The following is a 23,295-nucleotide window of genomic DNA, read 5'->3' as shown; positions in this document are numbered from 1 at the left end:
CCGGTCGCGGCGCAGGTATTACACAGTCACAGGCTTAGTTGATCTGGCCGTGACAGTGCTTGAATTTCTTGCCCGAGCCACACCAGCACAGCTCGTTACGACCCAGTTTCTGATCGTTGCGAATTGGCTCGGAGACCACAGCTACCGGCACTTCGCCGCCCTCTTCATCAGGCAGCGGCTGATCGAGACCCGGCGCTGGTGCGTGTTCGAACTGCATACGGCTGGCCAGCTCTTCGGCTTCGCGACGCAGACGTGCCTCTTCTTCCTCTGGATCTTCGCGGCGCACTTGCACGTGCGACAGCACGCGAATGGTGTCGCGTTTGATCGAATCCAGCAATTCCTGGAACAACGTGAAGGACTCGCGCTTGTATTCCTGCTTCGGGTTCTTCTGAGCGTAACCGCGCAGGTGAATACCGTGACGCAGGTGGTCCATCGTCGACAAGTGGTCTTTCCACAGGTCGTCGACGACACGCAACAGGATTTGCTTCTCGAAAGAACGCAACGCTTCGGCGCTGGCCTGATCTTCCTTCTCGTTGTACGCGACCAGCAGCTGCGCCATGATTTTCTCGCGCAGGCTGTCCTCGTGCAGGTTGTCGTCTTCGTCCAGCCACTGCTGGATCGGCATTTTCACGGCAAAGTCGGTGTTCAGTGCAGCTTCCAGCCCGGCAACGTTCCACTGCTCTGGCAGGGATTGCGGCGGGATGTGCTGGCTGATCAGGCTATTGAGCACTTCTTCGCGGAAGTCGGCAATGGTGTCGCCGATGTTCTCGGCAGCCAGCAGGCTGTTACGCATGTGATAAATCACTTTGCGCTGCTCGTTGGCCACGTCATCGAACTCGAGCAGTTGCTTGCGGATGTCGAAGTTACGACCTTCCACCTTGCGCTGCGCTTTTTCGATGGCGTTGGTCACCATGCGGTGCTCGATGGCTTCACCGGACTGCATGCCCAGCGCCTTCATGAAGTTCTTCACCCGGTCAGAAGCGAAGATGCGCATCAGGCTGTCTTCAAGCGACAGGTAGAAACGGCTGGAACCGGTGTCACCCTGACGACCCGCACGACCGCGCAACTGGTTGTCGATACGACGCGATTCGTGACGCTCGGAGGCAATCACATGCAGGCCGCCCGCTTCAATCACCTGCTGGTGGCGTTTCTGCCAGTCAGCCTTGATCTGTGCGATCTGCTCGGGGGTCGGATCTTCCAGGTTGGCGACTTCGACTTCCCAGTTGCCGCCCAGCAGGATGTCGGTACCGCGACCGGCCATGTTGGTGGCGATGGTCAGCGCACCCGGACGACCGGCCTGAGCAATGATTTCGGCTTCTTTTTCGTGGAACTTGGCGTTCAGAACCTTGTGATCGATGCCTTCATTGTTGAGCAGGCGGGACATGTGTTCAGACGTTTCGATAGTCGCCGTGCCGACCAGTACCGGACGATTCTCGGCCAGGCAGGCCTTGATGTCGGTCACGATGGCTGCGTACTTCTCTTCCGCGGTCAGGTAGACCAGGTCGTTGAAGTCTTTACGCGCCAATGGCTTGTTCGGCGGAATGACCATCACCGCCAGGGTGTAGATCTGGTGGAATTCGAACGCTTCGGTGTCGGCCGTACCGGTCATGCCGGACAGCTTGTTGTACAGACGGAAGTAGTTCTGGAAGGTGGTCGAGGCCAGCGTCTGGCTTTCGGCCTGAATGTTCAGGTTTTCCTTGGCTTCGATAGCCTGATGCAGGCCCTCGGACAAGCGACGACCCGGCATGGTACGACCGGTGTGCTCGTCAACCAGCAGCACCTGACCTTCCTGAACGATGTACTCGACGTTGCGGTTGAACAGCTTGTGTGCACGCAGACCGGCATAGACGTGAGTCAACAGGCCCAGGTTATGCGCCGAATACAGGCTCTCGCCCTCAGCCAGCAGGCCGACTTCGGTGAGCATCTCTTCGATGAACTGGTGACCGGCTTCGTTGAGCTCGACCTGACGGGTTTTTTCGTCAACGGTGAAGTGGCCCGGCTTGGTGACTTCGCCTTCCACTTCCTCGATGTGCTGCTCGAGCTTGGGGATAAGACGGTTGATTTCGGTGTACAGCTTGGAGCTGTCTTCGGCCTGACCCGAGATGATCAACGGCGTACGCGCTTCGTCGATCAGAATCGAGTCGACTTCGTCGATCACGGCGAAGTTGAGTTCGCGCTGGAACTTGTCGTCCATGCTGAACGCCATGTTGTCGCGCAGGTAATCGAAGCCGTATTCGTTGTTGGTGCCGTAGGTGATGTCGGCAGCGTAGGCGGCGCGCTTCTCTTCCGGCGGCTGGAATGGCGTGACGATACCGACGGTCAGCCCGAGGAATTCGTACAGCGGGCGCATCCAGTTGGCGTCGCGGCGAGCGAGGTAGTCGTTCACGGTAACCACGTGAACGCCCTTGCCGGACAACGCATTGAGGTACACCGCCAGGGTGCCGACGAGGGTTTTACCTTCACCGGTACGCATTTCTGCGATCTGACCTTCGTGCAGGGTCATGCCGCCGATCAACTGAACGTCGAAGTGGCGCATGCCCATGACACGCTTGCCCGCTTCACGGGCCACCGCGAAGGCTTCAGGCAGCAATTGATCGAGGGTTTCGCCTTTGGCTATGCGGGCCTTGAACTCTTCGGTCTTGGCGCGCAATTGCTCGTCCGAAAGGGCCACCATTTGCTCTTCGAAGGCATTGACGATCTGTACCGTCTTGAGCATGCGTTTGACTTCACGCTCGTTCTTGCTTCCAAAAAGTTTTTTCAACAAAGGCGCAAACATATCGACAGGATCTTCCACACATAGGAATGGAGGGCGGCCCCGTGAGTCGCCCGTGCAGCCCAGATGGCCACATGCGAACGAGCATTCTACCCGGAAACGATGGTGAGGAAAGTGGCGTTATTCCACGATGCTGGCACAGCGCTGTGACGGGGCAGTTTTACAATGGGGCCATTTTCAAGCACTTCAACCCGCAATCCGGGGAAGTTACTCATTGATTTGCATATGAAAGCACGGAAATGCCTTGGAAAGCAGCCGTCAGATTGCTTTCTGTTAAGATGTTCATCTTGTTACCAGGCACTTGCCCATGGCCTTTCGTCCTCTGAATGCCCGCCCACCCGCTGTTTTGCTGCGTGAAGCCAAGCCTCTCAAGGCTATCTTTCGTCACGCCGAGCGCCTGAGCCATCTGCAGCGCCTGCTCGAAAGTCAGTTGCAGCCAGCGGCGCGCGAGCATTGTCATGTGGCGTCATGGCGCGAAGGCACGTTGTTGCTGATCGTGACGGACGGTCATTGGGCCACACGCTTGCGCTATCAGCAGAAGCGTCTGCACCGCCAACTAGTTGCGTTTGATGAATTCATCAATCTGACCCGTATTGCCTTCAAGGTGCAGCCACCCGACGCCCCGCGCGGAGCAGCCACGCACACCATCGACCTGTCGACGGTCGCCGCCGAAAATATTCAGGCCACCGCCGAGGGCATCACCGACCCCAAGCTGCGTGCCGCCCTTGAACGGCTGGCCAGCCATGCCAGGGACAAGAAGTAACCCTGAGCCCTCTCGACCGACAATCTGCCAACGGCCGAACCCTGCGCACACCTGACGCCCGTCAAAAAAAACCATAAAAAAAGGCCACCCGAGGGCAGCCTTTAAATAACAAAAGGAAAGAGAGTAAAGCTTGCTTACACGGCCGCGACAGGACGCATGTAAGAAATAGGTGCCGTACTGGCATCCTCGAAGGTCACGACTTCCCAGGCGTCTGCCTGCTCGATCAAGGCGCGCAGGAGACGATTGTTCAGTGCATGCCCCGATTTGAAGCCCCGGAACTCACCGATCAGGCTATTGCCCAGCAGGTAGAGGTCACCGATGGCATCAAGGATTTTGTGTTTGACGAATTCGTCCTCGTAACGCAGGCCGTCTTCGTTCAGTACACCGTCCTTGTCGACCACGATGGCGTTTTCCACACTGCCGCCGAGTGCGAGGTTGTGCTTGCGCAGGTACTCGATATCACTCATGAACCCGAAGGTCCGGGCACGGCTGACTTCTTTCACGAAAGAAGTGCTGGAAAAGTCCACGCTTGCACTCTGGGTGCGGTCACGGAAGACGGGGTGATCGAAATCGATCTCGAAACTGACCTTGAACCCCTCGAAAGGCACGAAAGTAGCGCGCTTACCGCCCTCTTCCACTGTGACTTCACGCAGGATACGGATGAATTTCTTCGGCGCGTCCTGTTCTTCCAGGCCTGCCGATTGAATCAGGAATACGAAAGGGCCTGCGCTGCCGTCCATGATAGGAACTTCGGAGGCAGAGAGCTCGACGTAGGCGTTATCGATGCCAAGGCCAGCCATGGCCGAGAGCAGGTGTTCTACCGTGTCAACTTTGACATCACCATTGACCAGAGTGGTCGACAGAGTGGTGTCGCCGACGTTTTCCGCACGCGCAGGGATCTGCACGACGGGGTCAAGGTCAGCTCGGCAAAACACAATGCCGGTATTCACAGGTGCGGGCTTGAGGGTCAGGTAAACCTTCTCCCCGGAGTGCAGGCCTACACCTGTGGCACGGATAATATTTTTCAGGGTGCGTTGTTTTATCATGGCATGGGCCGCTTCAGCGCAAGTTGCGAACTGGTATCAACAAAGGCTGGCGATGATAGCAGACCATGCCTTTGCTGAACACCAATCACCCTAATACCCCTGATACATTTCATCAATCGGCCTGACGACGCAGGAAAGCCGGGATGTCCAGGTAATCGAGGTCATCGTTCGGATTCATCTTCGCCGCAGCTGTTGCGCCTGCGTGTGCCTGATTGCGCATCACGGTAGGGCGGTCCAGGTCACGGTAGTTGACCGAAGGTGCTTCCTGACGGGACGCCTGCTGTGCAGGAGCCTGCTGGGTGGTCTGCAGCGTGTTGTCGATGACCTTGACAGGTTTCTCGATTTTCGCGCCCAGGCCGGTGGCAACCACAGTCACGTGCAACTCGTCACGCATGTCCGGATCGATAACCGTACCGACCTTGACCATCGCGTGCTCGGAAGCGAACGCTTCGATGATGCTGCCCACGTCCGAGTACTCGCCCAGAGACAGGTCAGGACCGGCAGTGATGTTGACCAGGATGCCGCGAGCGCCCTGCAGGTTGACGTCTTCAAGCAACGGGTTGCGGATAGCCGCTTCAGTCGCTTCACGCGCACGGTTAGGACCGCTGGCGCAGCCAGTGCCCATCATCGCCATGCCCATTTCGCTCATCACGGTGCGCACGTCGGCGAAGTCGACGTTGATCATGCCCGGACGTTTAATGATGTCGGAGATACCGCGAACGGCACCGGCCAGTACATCGTCAGCCTTGGCGAAAGCCGACAGCAGGCTGGCGTCCTTACCGAGGATGGTCAGCAGCTTCTCGTTGGGAATGGTGATCAACGAGTCGACGCTTTCGGACAGCATGCGGATGCCTTCATCGGCGATCTGCATACGCTTGCGACCTTCGAACGGGAACGGACGAGTCACGACCGCGACCGTCAGAATGCCCATTTCCTTGGCCACTTCGGCAATGATCGGTGCTGCACCGGTACCGGTACCGCCGCCCATGCCAGTGGTGATGAAGACCATGTTGGTGCCCTGCAGAACTTCTGCAATGCGCTCGCGATCTTCCAGTGCGGCCTGACGACCGACTTCAGGGTTGGCGCCAGCGCCAAGGCCTTTGGTCACGCCTGTGCCCAGTTGCAGAATGGTCCGCGCGCCGATGTTTTTCAGCGCTTGAGCATCGGTGTTGGCGCAGATGAATTCCACGCCTTCGATGTTGCTCTTGACCATGTGATTGACAGCGTTTCCGCCACCACCGCCTACACCGATAACCTTGATAACCGGGCTTTGCGGGACGTTGTCTACGAGTTCGAACATTTTCTCTCTCCTTCCGCTTTCTAGTTAGGTTTGCCTACTGCCTGCCGATACTGCTTTTTGTCGGCCTGAATCTTTGAAATCTGCCGCTTAGAAATTGCCCTGCACCCAACGCTTGATCCGCTCAAGCACCGGGGCCTTGGTCTCGTCGCTGTAGCTGCTGTTGCCGACAATCCCAGACAGCGAAATACCGTCCGACTGTTTCTGCAGGCCATAAAGCAACAGGCCTACGCCCGTTGAATAGATCGGGTTGCGCACGACATCCGCGAGCCCTTTGACGCTGTGCGGCACGCCCAGGCGCACCGGCATGTGGAAGATTTCCTCGGCCAGTTCCACCGCACCTTCCATTTTCGCCGTACCACCGGTCAGCACGATGCCAGCCGGGATCAGGTCTTCGTAGCCGCTGCGACGCAGTTCGGCCTGGATCAGAGTGAACAGTTCGTCATAACGAGGCTCGACCACTTCGGCCAGGGCCTGACGCGACAGCTCGCGAGGTGGACGGTCGCCCACGCTCGGCACCTTGATGGTTTCTCCGGCGCCGGCCAGTTTGGCCAGAGCGCAGGCATAACGAATCTTGATTTCTTCGGCGTACTGGGTCGGCGTACGCAGCGCCATGGCGATGTCGTTGGTGACCTGATCGCCGGCAATCGGGATCACCGCCGTGTGACGAATGGCGCCTTCGGTGAAGATCGCGATGTCGGTCGTGCCGCCACCGATGTCCACCAGGCAGACGCCCAGCTCTTTCTCATCGTCGGTCAGTACCGAATAGGCCGATGCCAGTTGCTCGAGAATGATGTCGTCGACTTCCAGACCGCAACGACGCACGCACTTCTCGATGTTCTGCGCCGCGTTCACCGCGCAGGTCACGACGTGGACCTTGGCTTCCAGACGCACGCCGGACATGCCCAGAGGCTCACGCACGCCTTCCTGGTTATCGATCACGTAATCCTGAGGCAGGGTGTGCAGCACGCGCTGGTCGGCAGGAATGGCCACCGCCTGAGCAGCATCGAGCACGCGCTCAAGGTCCGCAGCGCTGACTTCACGATCACGAATCGCCACAATGCCGTGGGAGTTCAGGCTGCGAATGTGGCTGCCTGCAACGCCGACGAATGCCGAGTGAATACGGCAACCGGCCATCAACTGCGCTTCTTCGATAGCGCGCTGAATCGACTGCACGGTGGATTCGATATTCACCACCACGCCTTTTTTCAGGCCGCGGGACGGATGGGTACCGATACCCACGATTTCCAGCGAGCCATCGGCCGCGACTTCGCCTACCAGCGCCACCACCTTGGAGGTACCGATATCCAGCCCGACGATCATTTTGCCGCTTTGCACGTTTGCCATGGTCCTGCCTCTTATCAATTCTTCGCGACGGCGGGTTTATCCGTCGTTGCCGCTGCCTGTTCGCGCCAACCGACCGCAAGGCCGTTGGAGTAACGCAAGTCGACGCGCGCGATATTCGTTATTTGTTCTTTCAGCGTTTTGTCGTAGATCGCGATGAAGCGGCGCATCTTCTCGACAAGATGGTCGCGTCCAAGCAACAGTTCGATACCCGGGCCAGCACTACCGGCACCTGTTGTCAGGAACCAGCTGCCGCGCTCGCGCAGTTCCAGGCGCACGATGGAGAAGCCCATTGGCCGCAACATCTGACTCAATACCTGGTACTGCTGCATCACCTGCTGTTGGGCCCGCTGCGGGCCGAACAACTGGGGAAGATGTTCGTAATTGGACAGTTCACGCGGTGTGAAAGCCTGCCCCTGGTTATTCAACAGTGCTTCATCGCCCCAACGGGCAACCGGCAACTGCTCCTCAAGCCGAATAACCACCTGGTCCGGCCAGACGCGACGCACTTCGGCGTGTGCAATCCACGGCATCTGCTCAAGTTCGGTGCGCATGGCGGCCAGATCGATCTTGAAAAAACTCGACGCCACATAAGGCGCAATTCGTTGTTGCACAGCCTGCTGGCTGATGTAACTCAAATCGCCCTGCACATTGATGCGGGCAATCGGGCGGTCGGCATACGGCAGCAGACGCTGTGCGGCCTCATAAGTACCAAAGCCCAGAACCACCAACAGCACTGGCCAGAACAGACGCTTCAGAAAACTGAAGTTGGCCTTGGGCAGGCGCGCTGACAGAGGCTCTTTGGCCACCATCCGGCTGGCGCCACGCGGCACCGGCTTGTTGCGGCCGGGAGCGGGTGGCTGAGGACGTGCCGACGGGCCGTACATGCCTTAACCTCTCGCCTGAACGCTGTCGGCCAGAATCGCCAACACCAGCTGTTGAAAGTCCAGACCGGCAGCGCGCGCGGCCATTGGCACCAGACTGTGATCGGTCATGCCGGGCACGGTATTGACTTCCAACAACCAGAACTTGCCTTGTGCATCCTGCATCACATCCGTGCGCGCCCACCCTGCAATGCCGATGGCGTCGCACGCGCGTGCTGCAAGTTGTTTGAGTTGCTGTTCCTGTGCATCGTCAAGCCCACACGGGATCCGGTACTGAGTATCGGAGGCCAGGTACTTGGCGTCGTAATCATAAAAACTGTGAGGAGTGCCCAGGCCAATGGGAGGCAACACCTGGCCACGCAGAGACGCCACAGTAAACTCAGGACCCTGAATCCACTGTTCGACCAATACTTGCGAATCGTAGGTACTGGCAGCTTTCCAGGCGGCGATCAATTCATCGACGCTGTTCACCTTTGCCATACCGATACTTGAACCTTCATGGGCCGGTTTGACGATCAAAGGGAAGCCCAGTTCCGTGGCCGCACAAATACAATCATTCTCGTTTTCCAGAACGGCGTGCAGCGGTGTTGCAAGGCCCAGACTCTGCCAGACCTGCTTGGTGCGCAACTTGTCCATTGCCAGCGCCGAAGCCAGTACACCGCTGCCGGTGTAAGGGATTTCCAGGCACTCCAGCAGCCCTTGCATGGTGCCGTCTTCGCCACCACGCCCGTGCAGAACAATAAACGCACGGTCGATCTTTTCGCTGACCAGTCGCTGCAGGAAGTCGTCGCCCACATCGATGCCGAACGCATCCACGCCAGCGTCGAGCAGCGCCTTGAGCACTGCATGACCCGAGTTCAGGGAGACTTCCCGCTCGGCACTCTTGCCGCCGAAGAGCACGGCGACACGGCCGAAACTTTTCGGCTCCAGTGTCGAGCGCAGGGAAGACCGGGCAACGGCTGTCATTTCAACTTACCTTCGGTCGAAGCCACTTTTGCGCCGACAAAAAGCGGGCTCTTGAGCAATTGCGGCGCCAGGCCACCGATGTCACCGGCGCCCTGACACAACAGGATGTCGCCCGCACGCAGCAGCGGCTTGACCAGCGGCGCCAGCTCGACGCCGCGCTCGATGTAGATCGGGTCCAGCTGGCCGCGCTGACGAATGCTGTGGCACAGGTTGCGGCTGTCCGCGCCGGGAATCGGTTCTTCACCGGCCGGGTAGACTTCCATCAGCAGCAACACGTTGGCGTCGGCGAGCACCTGCACGAAATCGTCGTACAGATCGCGGGTACGACTGAAACGGTGCGGCTGATAAACCATGACCAGACGACGATCCGGCCAACCACCCCGCACGGCACTGATCACAGCAGCCACTTCACGCGGATGGTGACCGTAGTCGTCGACCAGCATCACGTTGCCGCCCTCGACCGGCAACTCGCCATAAACCTGGAAGCGCCGACCGACGCCCTGAAAGCCCGAAAGCCCTTGAACGATGGCTTCATCGCTGACGCCTTCGTCAGTCGCGATGGCGATGGTCGCCAGCGAGTTCAGTACGTTGTGGTTGCCGGGCATGTTCACCGACACGTCCAGCGGCTCGCGGTCGCGGCGCAGCACGGTGAAGAACGTCAGCATGCCGTCCTGGCGCACGTTGATCGCACGGATGTCGGCAGACTCGCTGAAGCCGTAGGTCAGGGTCGGACGCTTGACCAGCGGCAGAATCTCGCGCACCACCGGATCATCGACGCACATCACCGCCAGACCGTAGAACGGCAGGTTGTGCAGGAACTCGACGAAGGTTTTCTTCAGCTTGTTGAAGTCGCCGCCGTAGGTCGCCATGTGATCGGCATCGATGTTGGTGACCACCGCGACCAGCGGTTGCAGGTGCAGAAAACTGGCATCGCTTTCGTCGGCTTCGGCAATCAGGTAACGGCTGGTGCCCAGCTGCGCGTTGGTGCCGGCAGCGTTCAGACGGCCACCAATGACGAACGTCGGGTCCAGGCCACCGGCCGCGAACACCGAAGCAATCAGGCTGGTGGTAGTGGTTTTGCCATGCGTACCGGCAACGGCAATGCCGTGGCGATAGCGCATCAGTTCGGCGAGCATCTCGGCACGCGGCACCACTGGAATACGGCGTTCCAGAGCGGTGGCGACTTCCGGGTTGGACGTGTTGACGGCACTGGAAACCACCAGCACGTCAGCACCCACGGTGTTCTCGGCGCGATGGCCGACGAAAATCTGTGCACCGAACGACTCAAGGCGTTCGGTCACGGCCGAGCCTTTGAGGTCGGAGCCGGACACTTCGTAACCGAGGTTCAACAGCACCTCGGCAATGCCGCACATGCCAACGCCGCCGATACCGACGAAGTGGATGCGGCGGATACGGCGCATTTCAGGCTGTGGCATGGCGCGCTGATTCTCAACCATGGGCCACCTCCACGCAGACATTGACGACGGTGTTGGTTGCATCAGGCTTGGCCAGGCTGCGTGCAGTGCGGGCCATGCTGTTCAATTGTTCGGGTTGCATCAAAACCTCTTTCAGGCGTGCGGCCATCTCGGCGGCGCCAGTTGTCGCTTGCGGCATGACGAAGGCTGCGCCTTCGCGGGCCAGATAGTCGGCGTTACGCGACTGATGGTCATCAATCGCGTGGGGCAGCGGTATCAGCAACGACGGCAGACCGGCGGCGGCCAGTTCGCTGATGGTCAGTGCGCCTGCGCGGCAGACCACCAGATCGGCCCAGCTATAGGCTTGGGCCATGTTCTGGATGAACGGCGCTACTTGCGCCTCGACGCCCACGTTGCGATAGCGCTCGGCGGTGACGGCGTCATGATTCTTGCCCGACTGATGAAACACTTCGGGCTGGATGTCCTGAGGCAACTGGGCCAGCGCCTCGGGCAACAACTTGTTCAGCGGCTCCGCACCCAGGCTACCGCCCAGCACCAGCAGACGCGCCTTGCGTCCGGCCAGTGCCTGGCGCGGTGTTTCGAGAAACAACTCGACACGCACCGGGTTGCCGGTAGTACGGCGCTTGGCCGAGGCGGCAAATGTATTCGGGAAGGCCTCGCACACGCGGCTGGCGAACGACGCCAGACTGCGGTTGGCAGTGCCGGCAACGGCATTCTGCTCGTGGATGATCAACGGCACGCCAGCCAGCCTTGCAGCCAGACCGCCGGGGCCGGTGACATAACCACCAAAGCCGACCACGCAGACCGGTTTCACCTGACGCACAACCTTTCGGGCCTGCATCAGGGCCTTGAGCAGCATGAAAGGTGCCTTGAGCAGCGACAACCGGCCCTTGCCACGCAGACCGGTGACATTGATCAGGTGCAGGGGCAGACCCGCCTGCGGGATCAGTTCATTTTCAATGCCGCGCGGTGTGCCCAGCCAATGGACCTTGTAGCCACGGGCCTGGAATTCGCGAGCGCAGGCCAGTGCCGGGAACACATGCCCGCCGGTCCCGCCTGCCATGATCAGCACATTAGCGTCCATGGGGCGTCTCCTCGGCGAAGTCGCTTTCCTTGAACTCGGCTTCTTCGCTGCCCATGTTGTTGCGCGATTCCCATTCAATGCGCAGCAGCAAGCCAAGGCTTGCGCAGCAGATGACCAGCGAGCTGCCGCCATAACTGAGGAACGGCAGGGTCAGACCCTTGGTCGGCAGCAGGCCGACGTTCACACCGATGTTGATCAGAAACTGACCGATCCACAGGAACGAAAGACCGTAGGCCACATAAGCGCCGAAGAACTGCTTGGCGCGCTCGGCCCACATGCCGATGTACATGCCGCGAATCGCGACGAACAGAAACAGCGCAACCGTGATCAGCGACCCGACCACACCCAGCTCTTCCGCCAGCACGGAGAACACGAAGTCGGTGTGCGCTTCCGGCAGATAGAACTGCTTTTGCACGCTGTTGCCCAGACCGACGCCGATCCACTCGCCGCGCCCAAAGGCAATCAGCGCCTGGGTCAATTGATAGCCCGAACCGAACTGGTCGGCCCACGGGTCGGTGAAGTTGGTCAGACGCGCCATCCGGTAAGGCTGGGCCTGAACCAGAACGACAACCGAGGCGACCGCCAGAACGACCATCAGCGAGAAACGGAACAGGCCGACACCACCGAGAAACAACATGGCAGCTGCCGCGCCCATCATCACAACGGTTGCGCCGAAGTCAGGCTCCATGAGCAGCAGACCGGCCATCGGCAGCAGCACGATGAACGGCTTGAAGAAGCCCATCCAGCTCTCGCGAACTTCCTGCTGCTGGCGAATCAGGTAGCCCGCCAGGAAGATCACCACAAACACCTTGGCGATCTCCGACGGCTGCACGTTGAACGCGCCGAAGCCGATCCAGCGCATCGACCCGTTCACCTCGCGCCCGATCCCCGGCACCAGCACCAGCAGCAACAGGCCGAACGCGCCGAGCAGCATCAGCCAGCCAAGACGCTGCCAGGTCGCGACCGGGATCATCATGGTCACACCGCACGCGCCCAGACCGATCAGCAGATAGACCAGGTGACGAGTCATCATGTACAGCGTATTGCCCGACTGCACGGCGGCAACTTCCGACGAAGCAGAAGTAATCATCACCAGACCGAGGCCCAGCAGAGCCAGGCAACCGACCAGCATCGGGAAGTCGAGGTCGATACCGCGCCCGCTGATCAGTGGCGATGGATAAGGCTTGATCACACCGAAGATCATGACAAGCACTCCACTGCCTGCGCGAACACACGTCCGCGCTCTTCATAATTCTTGAACATGTCCAGACTGGCGCATGCAGGGGAAAGCAGCACGGCATCGCCATGCTGAGCAAGCTCGGCGCTGCGCTCGGCAGCCGCCTGTACCGTGTCGACACGAATCAGCGGCACGGCATCACCCAGCGCCTGGGCAATCAGCTCGGCATCGCGACCCAGCAACACCGCAGCGCGGCAATATTGCGCCACGGGGGCACGCAGGCCGCTGAAGTCGGCACCTTTGCCATCGCCACCGGCGATCAACACCAGCTTGCCGTCGATGTCCGAACCCAGGCCTTCGATAGCCGCCAGCGCAGCACCAACGTTGGTGGCCTTGGAATCGTTGTAGTAATCCACGCCATTGCGCTCACGCAGCCATTGGCAGCGGTGTTCAAGGCCGGTGAACTCACGCAGGCTGGCAAGCATGGCGTCGAACGGCAGGCCCACGGCATTCCCCAGCGCCAGGGCTGCCAGTGCGTTGGCCTGATTGTGTGCGCCGCGAACTTTCAGCTCGCTCACCGGCATCAGGTTGTCGAACTGGAACGCCAGGAATTTTTCGCCGTTCTCTTCACGCAGACCAAAGCCGTGGAAGTCGGGCTTGTTGAGGCCGAACGTCCAGCAAGGCAGGCCTTCTCCGATCAACGGACGGGACAGCGCGTCTTGCCGATTGACCACCACTTGCCGCGCGCCACGGAAAATCCGGTGCTTGGCGAGGTGATAGGCCGGCAGACCGGAATAACGGTCCATGTGGTCTTCGCTGATGTTCAGCACGGTCGCCACTTCAGCATTGAGCTGATCGGTGGTTTCGAGCTGAAAACTGGACAGCTCCATTACGTATAGCTCGACATCATCGCTGAGCAGGTCCAGCGCCGGGGTGCCCAGGTTGCCGCCCACAGCAACACGCTTGCCGGCTGCTGCGGCCATCTCGCCGACCAGCGTGGTGATGGTGCTTTTTGCGTTGGAGCCGGTAATCGCAATCACCGGAGCCTTGGCATAACGGGCGAACAGTTCGATGTCGCCGGACAGCTTGACGCCGCGGGCATGCGCCTGCTGCAAGGCCGGTGTGGCCAAGGCCAGACCAGGGCTTACATAGAGCTCGTCGGCACGGCAGAGGAAGTCCACATCCAGCTCGCCACACCGCACTTCCACCTGAGGATAGTCACGACGCAAGGTCGCCAGCTCAGGAGGATTTTCCCGCGTGTCGGCCACAGCAAAGGACACGCCCCGGTTCGCCAGGAAGCGAACCAGGGACATGCCACTCTTGCCAAGCCCCACAACAATGCGGAAGCGGTCAGAAACGATCAGGGACACTCGTTTTACCTCAGTTTCAGTGTGGCAAGGCCGATGAGCACCAGAATCACAGTGATGATCCAGAAACGGACAATCACGCGTGGCTCGGGCCAGCCTTTGAGTTCAAAGTGGTGATGGATCGGCGCCATGCGGAATACGCGGCGACCGGTCAGTTTGAAAGACGCAACCTGAATGACCACTGAAAGGGTTTCCATCACGAACACGCCGCCCATGATGAACAGGACCATTTCCTGACGCACGATCACGGCCATGGTGCCCAGCGCAGCGCCCAGTGCCAGCGCACCGACGTCGCCCATGAACACCTGAGCCGGATAGGTGTTGAACCAGAGAAACCCGAGCCCCGCACCAATCAGCGCACCCGAAAAGACAATCAGCTCACCTGCCCCCGGCACATAGGGAATCAGCAGGTATTCAGCGAATTTCACGTTACCCGACAGGTAGCAAAAGATGCCCAGCGCACCACCGACCATCACCGTCGGCATGATCGCCAGCCCGTCCAGGCCATCAGTCAGGTTGACTGCGTTGCTGGAGCCGACAATCACAAAGTAGGTCAGCACGATGAAGCCGATGCCGAGCGGAATGCGCACATCCTTGAGCATCGGCACGATCAGCGTGGTTTCGGTCGCCGATGGCGCGGTCGTGTACAGGAAGATTGCCGCACAAAGGCCGAACACCGACTGCCAGAAATACTTCCAGCGACTCGGCAGACCACGGGAATTCTTTTCAATGACCTTGCGGTAGTCATCGACCCAGCCGATGGCACCGAACAGAAAGGTCACCAGCAACACAACCCAGACATAGCGGTTGCTCAAATCGGCCCAGAGCAAGGTGCTGATACCGATGGACGAGAGGATCAGCGCCCCGCCCATGGTCGGCGTACCGGACTTGGACAAGTGCGATTGGGGACCATCGTTACGGACCGACTGACCGATCTGACGCATCTGCAGGGTGCGGATCATCCACGGCCCCAGGCACAGCGACAACGTCAGCGCAGTAAGCACGCCAAGGATCCCGCGCAGAGACAGGTATTGAAAGACCGCAAAGCCTTTGTAGAACTGTTGTAAGAACTCGGCCAACAGCAGCAGCATTAATGTTTCTCCAGGCTAGAACCGCACAAGGCAGCCACGACGTTTTCCATCGCAGCGCTACGCGAGCCCTTGATCAGTAAAGTGGTATTGGGGTCTTGCTCGGCGCCCAGCGCCGCAATCAGCTCTGCCTGACTGGCAAAGTGGTAGGCATGTTCACCGAAGGCACTGACGGCGTGTGTCATGAGTGGGCCGACGGCATACAGCGCAGACACCTTGCCAGCGGCATAGGCGCCCACGTCGTGATGGCCCTGCTCGGCCCATTCGCCCAGCTCGCCGATATCGCCCAGCACCAGCACGGTACGGCCGGTAAAACCGGTGAGGATGTCGACGGCGGCGTTGATCGACCCAGGGTTGGCGTTGTAGGTGTCATCAATGACGCGCACACCATTGCTGGCGATTTGCGCGACGGCACGGCCTTTGACCGGCTGCACGTTGTTCAGGCCGGCAACGATGCCTTCCAGGCTTACGCCCAGAGCACAGGCGGCAGCTGCAGCCGCCAAGGCGTTGGTCACGTTGTGCGTGCCCAACAGATTCAACTGGATCTGCGCGTTGCCGAGCGGGCTGTCCATGGTGAAGCTCGGGCAGCCTCGCGCATCACGGCTCAGCTCGCTGGCATAGAAATCAGCCGCAGCATCAGCCAGCGCGAAGGTCAGAATGTTGCGGTGACCGGCGCGCTTGCGCCAGATCGGGAATGCCTTGTCTTCCAGATTCAACACGGCCGTGCCGCTGGCTTCGACGCCTTCAAGAATCTCGCCCTTGGCCTCGACGATTCGGTCGGGGCCGCCAAACTCGCCGACATGGGCGGTTCCGGCGTTGGTAATAATGACCACATGCGGCTTGGTCAGGCTCACGGTGTAGGCAATCTCGCCGACCCGCGAAGCGCCCAGTTCAATGACGGCAGCAGTGTATTCCGGCGCCAGTTCCAGCAGGGTCAGCGGAACGCCCAGTTCGTTGTTCAGGTTGCCGCGCGTTGCCAATACAGGGCCGCGCGTGCGCAGAATGCTCGCGAGCATTTCCTTGACAGTGGTCTTGCCGCTGGACCCGGTGACGGCAGCGACGGGCCTGTCGACAAACCCGTTGCGGTTCATCGCACCCAGTTGCGCGAGCGCCTTACGGGTATCGAGTACCACCAGTTGTGGCAAGGCAGCGCCCTCCACTTCGTGCTCGACCAAGGCACCGACTGCACCTTTGGCTGCGACCTGGTCGAGGTACTCATGGCCGTCGAAGCGCGGACCGGTCAGGGCCACGAACAATTGCCCCGGCACGATGCCACGGCTGTCGGTGCTCACACCGTCAAAGCTGCAATCGCCGCCGACCAGACGCGCGTCGAGCGGTACGGTCAGTTCGTTGAATGTCATCGGCTTAATCATTCGCTGGCCCCCATGCGGCAAGTGCCTTGGCGGCTTCTTCCAGATCGGAAAACGGCTGACGCTTGCCGTCGATTTCCTGGTAGTCCTCGTGGCCTTTGCCCGCCAGCACCACCACGTCATAGGCAGTTGCACTGGCGATCAGCTCGGCAATGGCCTGGCCACGACCTTCGATGAAGCGCACTTTGTCGGCCGCTACGAAACCTGGACGAATATCGTCAAAAATGTTGGTCGGTGCCTCGGAGCGCGGGTTGTCATCAGTAACCCAGACGCCGTCAGCCAATCGCTCAACCACTTCAGCCATCAACGGACGTTTGCCGCGATCGCGATCACCGCCGCAGCCGAACAGGCACAACAGGCGGCCTTTGGCGTGCGGACGCAGTGCTTCGAGCACTTTTTCCAGGGCGTCCGGGGTGTGCGCGTAATCCACGACCACCAGAGGCTTGTCGGCGCCGCCCAGACGCTGCATGCGGCCGACCGGCCCTTCGAGTTTGGGCAGTACCTTGAGAATTTCGTCCAGTGCGTAGTCCAGCCCCAGCAATGCGCCGACCGCTGCCAGCACATTGCTCAGGTTGAAACGCCCCAGCAGGCTGCTGCGCAGGAAATGCTCGCCCTGAGGCGTGACCAATGTGGCGCGCACACCATCGTCATCGAATTTCGCATCGCGGCAGTACAGGTACGCCGTGCTGTCCAGCTGGCTGTAGGTGATCAACCGCGATTCTTGCTTGAGGCCAGCCAGTTCGCGACCGAAATCGTCATCCAGGTTGATCACCCGGCAGTTCAGATTCGGCCATGCAAACAGTTTGGCCTTGGCTGCCGCGTAAGCTTCCATGGTGCCGTGATAATCCAGGTGATCACGGGACAGATTGGTCAGCACCGCCACGTCGAACGCCAGCGCTTTAGCGCGGCCCTGATCCAGACCATGAGACGACACTTCCATGGCCACGGCGCGTGCGCCCGCCTTTCTCAGGTCGGTCAGCGTCGCCTGAACGGCAATGGGGTCAGGAGTGGTATGACGGCCGCTTTGCAGCGCGCCGTAAAAGCCGGTGCCGAGCGTGCCGACGATGCCGCAGCGTTGACCCAGCGCGTCGAGCGCCTGGGCAACCAGCTGAGTGACGCTGGTCTTGCCGTTGGTGCCGGTGACGCCCACCAGATTAAGGCTGCGGCTCGGGTCGCCGTAGAAGCGACCGGCAACGTCGGACAACTGCGCTGCCAGCCCTTTGACCGGAATCAGCGGCACGTCGGTGATCGGCAGAACCGTTGCACCTTCGACTTCGTAGGCCACCGCTGCTGCGCCGCGCTTGAGCGCGTCGGCGATGTGCGCACGACCATCGACCTTGATGCCCGGCACAGCCAGAAACAGATCACCCGGACGAACGTTGCGGCTGTCGAGTGTCAACTCGCGGATCAAGGGATCGCGGTCGGTATGAGCGAAAATCTTGCTGAGATTAAAGGCCATCAACCACGCCCTCCTTTGGCTGCAGGTGCGACATTGACTTGTTCCGGTGGCGCAAGGTTGTCTGGCGTCACGTTCATCAGACGCAACGTGCCGGACATGACCTTGCTGAACACCGGAGCCGAAACCAGACCGCCGTAGTAACCGCCCTTGCTCGGCTCGTCGATGACCACGACGATGGCGTAACGCGGGTTACTCATGGGGCCGAAACCGGCGAACAGGGAACGGTAGGAGTTCTCCGCATAACCCTTGGTGCCGATCGACGTTTTACGTGCCGTACCGCTCTTGCCGCCGACGTGATAGGACGGCACACGGGCGCGATAGACGCCGCGCGGGTCTTCGATCACCTGTTGCAACATGCCTTGCAGGGTCTTGGCGGTTTTCTCGGGAATGGCCTGAGTCGACTCGGGCTCTTTGTCTGTTTTCAGAATGGTCAGCGGTACGATCCGGCCATTGTTGGCCAGCGCGCCGTAGGCATGCACCAGTTGCAGGGCCGTTACCGACAGGCCGTAGCCATAGGACAGCGTGGCGGTTTCTGCCTTGCGCCATTCGCGGTAGTTAGGCAGGTTGCCGACGCGCTCGCCCGGGAAGCCCAAGCCGGTGTACTGACCGAAGCCGACGCGCTGCATGGCGCGGAAAATCGCTTCGCCGCCTACGTCGAACGCGACTTTACTCATGCCGACGTTACTGGAGTTGATCAGGATGCCGGTCAGGTCGAGCACCGGGCCTTCGGTCTTGGTCACGTCACGAATCGTGTATTTGCCGATCTGCAGGGTGCCCGGATAAACCTCGACCTTGTCGGTCGGTTTCCAGCGGCCGCTGTCCAGCGCTGCGGTCATGGAGATCGGCTTCATGGTCGAACCTGGTTCGAACACGTCGATGATCGCCCGGTTGCGCATGGCGGCAGGCACCATGGTGCGGCGGTTATTCGGGTTGTAAGTCGGCTGGTTGACCATCGCCAAAACCTCACCGGTCTTGACGTCCATGATCACCATGCTGCCTGCCTTCGCTTCGTTTTCAACGATGGCGTTACGCAGTTCACGGGTGGCCAGGTATTGCAGCCGCAGGTCAATAGACAAAGCCAAGGTCTTTCCGGCCTTGGCATTCTTGGTCACCTGAACATCCTTGATCAGTCGGCCGCGCCGGTCCTTGATGACCTGCCGCTTGCCGGGTACTCCGGCAAGCCAGTCGTCATACGCCAGCTCGACACCTTCGCGACCGTGGTCATCAAGGTCGGTAAAGCCAACCATGTGCGCGGTCACATCACCTGCCGGGTAGAAACGGCGGAATTCTTCGATGCCATAAACGCCGGGGACTTTCAAATCCAGCGCCGCCTGCCCCTGCTCCGGCGTCATGCCGCGAACCAGGTAAATGAACTCCTTGGTGGCCTGCGATTCCAGGCGATCGGTCAGCGCCTTGAGATCCTGACCTGTAGCCGCTGCAAGCATCGGCCACTTGGACTTGTCCTGCTGCATTTCACGCGGGTTGGCCCACAGCGTGGTAACCGGCGTGCTCACTGCAAGCGGTTCGCCATTACGGTCGGTGATCAAGCCACGGTGAGCCGGAATCGGAATATGCCGAAGGCTGCGTGCATCGCCCTGCTCCTTGAGGAAGGTGTGGTCGATGACCTGCAGGTCGACGATGCGCCAGCAAATGGCAAGCACCAGCGAAACCAGCAGCCCCACGACCACGCGAAAACGCCACGGATAAAGTGCGCCCTCAAGCTTCATCATGGCGCCACCATCCGCACTTCAGCAGCGCTAGGGATGCGCATCTTCAGTTGTTCGGTGGCCAGTGTTTCAATGCGGCTGTGGGCAGTCCAGGTGCTTTGCTCAAGAATCAAACGCCCCCACTCTGCCTGCGTCTTGTCGCGCACGCTCATCTCCGAATACAGCGAGTTGAGCAGCTGACGGTTCCAATGGGCGCTATAGGAAACACCAATCGCCGAAACGAGGACAGCAATGAACAGCAGCAGCATAATGAAGCTGCCGCCAGGCAAAGGCTTCAGGAACAGACGGCTCACCTGAGCTTCTCCGCTACGCGCATGACAGCACTGCGCGAGCGCGGGTTGGCCTTGGTTTCGACATCCGATGCGAATTGAGCTTTGCCGTGGATCTTGATTTTCGGCTCGAACGCCTTGTACTGGATCGGCAGGTTGCGCGGCATGTTATCGGCTTCGCCTTTGGCGAGCTTGCGCATGAACAGCTTGACGATGCGGTCTTCCAGCGAGTGAAAACTGATGACGACCAGACGGCCACCGATTTCCAGAGACTCCATTGCCGCTTCAAGCCCGGCTTCCAGATCGCCCAGTTCGTTGTTGACGTGAATACGCAGGCCTTGAAAGGCACGCGTCGCAGGATTCTTGCCTTTTTCCCAGGCAGGGTTGGCGACCTTGAGGACTTCAGCCAGATCGGCAGTGCGCTCGAAAGGCTGGATTTCACGGCGCTGAACGACGGCATTGGCCATGCGCTTGGCGAAACGCTCCTCGCCGTATTCCTTGAACACGCGGGCGATTTCTTCGGCGGGCGCGTTGGCAATGAACTCGGCAGCGCTGACGCCGCGGGTCGGGTCCATGCGCATGTCCAGAGGGCCGTCATTCATGAAACTGAAACCGCGCTCGGGGTCGTCGAGCTGCGGCGACGATACGCCCAGGTCCAGCAAAATGCCGCTGACCTTGCCCGCCAGGCCAAGCTCCTGAGCTTGCGAGCCCAACTCGGCAAAGCTGCGCTGCACAATGACAAAGCGGCCGTCTTCGGCCGCTAGCGCTTGCCCTGTGGCAATCGCTTGGGGGTCCTTGTCGAAACCCAGTAGCCGACCGTCGGGGCCGAGATGGTTCAATATGAGACGGCTATGCCCGCCACGTCCAAACGTACCGTCCAGATAGCAGCCATCAGCGCGCACCGCGAGAGCCTCCACGGCTTCTTCGAGGAGCACGGTGATGTGGGTAAAGCCGCTATTCATAGTCACAGGATCAGATCACGTAATTCGTCGGGCATCGCGCCAGGTTTTTGAATGGCAGCCAGGTCAGCATCAGCAAGAGCATTCCAGGCGTCCTCGTCCCACAGTTGAAACTTGTTGAGTTGGCCCACCAGCATTACGCGCTTATCCAGCCTTGCGTATTCACGCAGGCGTGGCGGCACCAGAAAACGCCCACTGCCGTCCAGTTCCAGATCGACAGCATTACCAATCAACAGCCGTTGCAGACGACGGTTCTCTTCACGGAACGTCGCCAGATCACGCAGTTTTGCTTCTATCAGCTCCCATTCGGAGAGCGGATACAGACACAGGCATGGGTCAACAGCGTCGATAGTCACGATCATTTGCCCGGCGCTACGCGAATCCAACTCGTCACGGTACCGACTCGGCATAGCGAGACGGCCCTTTGCATCGAGATTGATCGCATTGGCACCACGGAACACAGGCGCATTCTCCGAATATTAGCTTTTTGCGCTGAAAAAACCCACTTCGCGCCACTTTCTGCCACTTGCGCACACTATAGGAACGCGCCCACCACACCGTCAAGGCACGGTCTTAAGGAAAACCCTTACATTTCGGAGATTTAGGAGAGGTATCGAGTACAAAAGGATAATTTCAGGAAGGTTCTGACGGATAAATCCCACACGACTCAAATCGTTGCGATTCAAAGTTAATGTGATTTATGAGGTTTAAGATTTTTTTGGTATTACGAGAGGGTTTTGCTGCTTGAAGCGAGAGGTAGAAAAAAGGTGGAGAGTCGATCTGTAAGCCGGGTTCTGTCGAGGACAGTCATTCCTCTACGACGGCCATCACTGGACGTCTTTAGCAACCTACCCGGTTCCAGCGCGGGCCACGCCTAGGAACCCTATTTGGTCTTGCTCCGAGTGGGGTTTACCTTGCCACGAACTGTTGCCAGACGTGCGGTGCGCTCTTACCGCACCTTTTCACCCTTACCGGCACCGAAGTGCTTAGGCGGTTATTTTCTGTGGCACTTTCCGTAGGCTCGCGCCTCCCAGGTGTTACCTGGCACTCCGCCCTATGGAGCCCGGACTTTCCTCCCCCCCTTGTTGCGGAACAACAAGAGGCAGCGACTGTCCAATCGACTCTCCGCCGACAAGGTTAGCGGCACACGCCATCAAGAACAAGCTTTAATAGCGTGCAAGGCCTGCCCGGGCCTTTGAAATACCGACTCCTCAGCCCTTCTGCTTCTCCAGCGCCACCTGATACAGCAGGTTCTTGCGCACCCCGGTTATCTCGGCAGCCAGCGCTGCGGCACGCTTGAGCGGCATCTCTTCAAGCAACAGATCCAGAATCCGGCGCGCCTCAGCGCCAATAACGTCTTCGTCTTCGGGCTGCGTCCAGCCAGCCACCAGCACCACACACTCGCCACGCTGCTGATTACTGTCGACTTCTACAAATGCCCGCAACTCACCCAAAGGCAGACCCTTGAGGGTTTCGAAAGTTTTGGTTATTTCACGCGCCAGCAATGCATGGCGGCCCGCACCGAACACCAGCTCCATGTCCTGCAGGCATTCCAGGATGCGGTGCGGCGCCTCGTAATAGATCAGCGTGCGCGGCTCTTCTTTCACCAACTCAAGCTTTGCCCTGCGCCCCACTGCCTTGGCGGGAAGAAACCCCTCGAAGATAAATCGATCCGAAGGCAGCCCGGCGGCGGACAGCGCTGCAATCAACGCACATGCACCCGGCACCGGAACAACCGGCACACCCGCGGCACGTGCCTGACGCACCAGGTGATAACCGGGATCGGAAATCAGCGGAGTGCCCGCATCGGAAATCAGCGCGATGTCGTCTCCGGCCAGCAGACGGGTGATGAACCGGCTACCCTCATCGCGTTCGTTATGCTCGTGACAGGCGGCCAGCGGAGTCGATATGCCGAAGTGTTGCATCAGGCGCGCCGAGTGACGGGTATCCTCCGCAGCTATCAATGCGACTTCACGCAATACCTTCAGCGCTCGCACGCTCATATCGTCCAGATTGCCGATGGGGGTCGCAACGACATAAAGCGAGCCCGGAGTGGAATTCGAAACAACCGGAACAGTCAAAACGCAGACCTCTTATGTTAAAGCTGATGTTTGAAAGAACGCATTGTACAGGCTGCGGCCGGGCCAACGGTTCGCGCATCAGGGATGGCGACGAAAAAGGGGCGGCGGCAAAAACTGAGCGCAACACCTGACCAATCCGGTACGGTGAACCTATGTCATATCATGAACTCAGCATTGAAGAACGCATCACGATCCAGTTTGGCCA

Annotated in this window: 19 protein-coding genes and 1 other RNA gene; 1 reads left to right on the top strand and 19 read right to left on the bottom strand. The window is 59.7% G+C overall.

Features of this window, described 5'->3' with window-relative positions:
* Positions 1 to 34: 34 nt before the first annotated feature.
* On the bottom strand, positions 35 to 2,776 hold the full coding sequence (gene secA, locus DW49_RS0108100) for a preprotein translocase subunit SecA (RefSeq protein ID WP_003377655.1): 2,742 nt from the start codon (positions 2,774 to 2,776) through the stop codon (positions 35 to 37).
* A 304-nt stretch (positions 2,777 to 3,080) separates the two neighbouring features.
* Here secA and DW49_RS0108095 point away from each other — a divergent pair, with 304 nt between their 5' ends.
* Positions 3,081 to 3,536, top strand: a complete 456-nt coding sequence (locus DW49_RS0108095) for a DUF721 domain-containing protein (protein ID WP_017700029.1) — start codon at positions 3,081 to 3,083, stop codon at positions 3,534 to 3,536.
* 134 nt (positions 3,537 to 3,670) lie between these two features.
* On the opposite strand, the gene lpxC is transcribed toward DW49_RS0108095, so the two are convergent.
* The 18 genes from lpxC to rsmI form a co-directional block, all read right to left on the bottom strand.
* Positions 3,671 to 4,582, bottom strand: a complete 912-nt coding sequence (gene lpxC, locus DW49_RS0108090) for a UDP-3-O-acyl-N-acetylglucosamine deacetylase (RefSeq protein ID WP_005620290.1) — start codon at positions 4,580 to 4,582, stop codon at positions 3,671 to 3,673.
* 112 nt (positions 4,583 to 4,694) lie between these two features.
* On the bottom strand, positions 4,695 to 5,882 hold the full coding sequence (gene ftsZ, locus DW49_RS0108085) for a cell division protein FtsZ (RefSeq protein WP_002555041.1): 1,188 nt from the start codon (positions 5,880 to 5,882) through the stop codon (positions 4,695 to 4,697).
* Between the two features lie 87 nt (positions 5,883 to 5,969).
* Positions 5,970 to 7,226 carry a cell division protein FtsA gene (ftsA, locus tag DW49_RS0108080; RefSeq protein WP_003377649.1) on the bottom strand — a complete coding sequence of 419 codons (1,257 nt, stop codon included), beginning with the start codon at positions 7,224 to 7,226 and terminating at the stop codon, positions 5,970 to 5,972.
* A 14-nt stretch (positions 7,227 to 7,240) separates the two neighbouring features.
* Positions 7,241 to 8,110 (bottom strand): cell division protein FtsQ/DivIB, encoded by an 870-nt coding sequence (locus DW49_RS0108075; protein WP_003377647.1) that lies wholly within the window; start codon positions 8,108 to 8,110, stop codon positions 7,241 to 7,243.
* Positions 8,111 to 8,113: 3 nt separating this feature from the next.
* On the bottom strand, positions 8,114 to 9,073 hold the full coding sequence (locus tag DW49_RS0108070) for a D-alanine--D-alanine ligase (protein ID WP_005620292.1): 960 nt from the start codon (positions 9,071 to 9,073) through the stop codon (positions 8,114 to 8,116).
* Positions 9,070 to 10,530, bottom strand: coding sequence for a UDP-N-acetylmuramate--L-alanine ligase (murC, locus tag DW49_RS0108065; protein ID WP_003377643.1), 1,461 nt, complete (start codon positions 10,528 to 10,530; stop codon positions 9,070 to 9,072). The genes DW49_RS0108070 and murC overlap by 4 nt, the downstream gene beginning before the upstream one ends.
* Positions 10,523 to 11,593 (bottom strand): undecaprenyldiphospho-muramoylpentapeptide beta-N-acetylglucosaminyltransferase, encoded by a 1,071-nt coding sequence (gene murG / locus DW49_RS0108060; protein WP_003377641.1) that lies wholly within the window; start codon positions 11,591 to 11,593, stop codon positions 10,523 to 10,525. The genes murC and murG overlap by 8 nt, the downstream gene beginning before the upstream one ends.
* The gene (ftsW, locus tag DW49_RS0108055; protein ID WP_003377639.1) at positions 11,583 to 12,797 is read right to left on the bottom strand and encodes a putative lipid II flippase FtsW; all 1,215 of its coding nucleotides are present in this window, start codon (positions 12,795 to 12,797) and stop codon (positions 11,583 to 11,585) included. The genes murG and ftsW overlap by 11 nt, the downstream gene beginning before the upstream one ends.
* Positions 12,794 to 14,140: a UDP-N-acetylmuramoyl-L-alanine--D-glutamate ligase gene (gene murD, locus DW49_RS0108050; protein ID WP_005620293.1), complete on the bottom strand. Its 1,347-nt coding sequence runs from the start codon at positions 14,138 to 14,140 to the stop codon at positions 12,794 to 12,796. The genes ftsW and murD overlap by 4 nt, the downstream gene beginning before the upstream one ends.
* Before the next feature lie 5 nt (positions 14,141 to 14,145).
* A complete protein-coding gene (gene mraY, locus DW49_RS0108045; RefSeq protein WP_003313553.1) occupies positions 14,146 to 15,228 on the bottom strand; it encodes a phospho-N-acetylmuramoyl-pentapeptide-transferase in 1,083 nt (360 codons plus the stop codon).
* On the bottom strand, positions 15,228 to 16,598 hold the full coding sequence (locus DW49_RS0108040) for a UDP-N-acetylmuramoyl-tripeptide--D-alanyl-D-alanine ligase (RefSeq protein ID WP_024419773.1): 1,371 nt from the start codon (positions 16,596 to 16,598) through the stop codon (positions 15,228 to 15,230). The genes mraY and DW49_RS0108040 overlap by 1 nt, the downstream gene beginning before the upstream one ends.
* Positions 16,591 to 18,054, bottom strand: coding sequence for a UDP-N-acetylmuramoyl-L-alanyl-D-glutamate--2,6-diaminopimelate ligase (locus DW49_RS0108035; protein ID WP_005620296.1), 1,464 nt, complete (start codon positions 18,052 to 18,054; stop codon positions 16,591 to 16,593). The genes DW49_RS0108040 and DW49_RS0108035 overlap by 8 nt, the downstream gene beginning before the upstream one ends.
* Entirely contained in the window at positions 18,054 to 19,781 is a 1,728-nt protein-coding gene (locus tag DW49_RS0108030) for a peptidoglycan D,D-transpeptidase FtsI family protein (RefSeq protein ID WP_005766560.1), read from the bottom strand. The genes DW49_RS0108035 and DW49_RS0108030 overlap by 1 nt, the downstream gene beginning before the upstream one ends.
* Complete coding sequence (gene ftsL, locus DW49_RS0108025; protein WP_005620300.1) at positions 19,781 to 20,074, bottom strand: cell division protein FtsL; 294 nt, start codon at positions 20,072 to 20,074, stop codon at positions 19,781 to 19,783. The genes DW49_RS0108030 and ftsL overlap by 1 nt, the downstream gene beginning before the upstream one ends.
* Entirely contained in the window at positions 20,071 to 21,012 is a 942-nt protein-coding gene (gene rsmH / locus DW49_RS0108020; RefSeq protein WP_005620301.1) for a 16S rRNA (cytosine(1402)-N(4))-methyltransferase RsmH, read from the bottom strand. Before rsmH ends, ftsL begins: the two co-directional genes overlap by 4 nt.
* 2 nt (positions 21,013 to 21,014) lie before the next feature.
* Positions 21,015 to 21,470 carry a division/cell wall cluster transcriptional repressor MraZ gene (gene mraZ, locus DW49_RS0108015; RefSeq protein ID WP_005620303.1) on the bottom strand — a complete coding sequence of 152 codons (456 nt, stop codon included), beginning with the start codon at positions 21,468 to 21,470 and terminating at the stop codon, positions 21,015 to 21,017.
* A 306-nt stretch (positions 21,471 to 21,776) separates the two neighbouring features.
* An RNA gene (gene rnpB / locus DW49_RS1000000129055) (RNase P RNA component class A) lies at positions 21,777 to 22,134 on the bottom strand.
* A gap of 86 nt (positions 22,135 to 22,220) precedes the next feature.
* Positions 22,221 to 23,090 carry a 16S rRNA (cytidine(1402)-2'-O)-methyltransferase gene (rsmI, locus tag DW49_RS0108010; protein WP_024419771.1) on the bottom strand — a complete coding sequence of 290 codons (870 nt, stop codon included), beginning with the start codon at positions 23,088 to 23,090 and terminating at the stop codon, positions 22,221 to 22,223.
* Positions 23,091 to 23,295: the final 205 nt, after the last annotated feature.

The sequence above is a fragment of the Pseudomonas avellanae BPIC 631 genome (genome assembly GCF_000444135.1).
Classification (GTDB): domain Bacteria; phylum Pseudomonadota; class Gammaproteobacteria; order Pseudomonadales; family Pseudomonadaceae; genus Aquipseudomonas; species Aquipseudomonas avellanae.
Note: the sequence above shows the minus strand (reverse complement) of the source record. Positions and strands in the feature narration are given on the sequence as shown.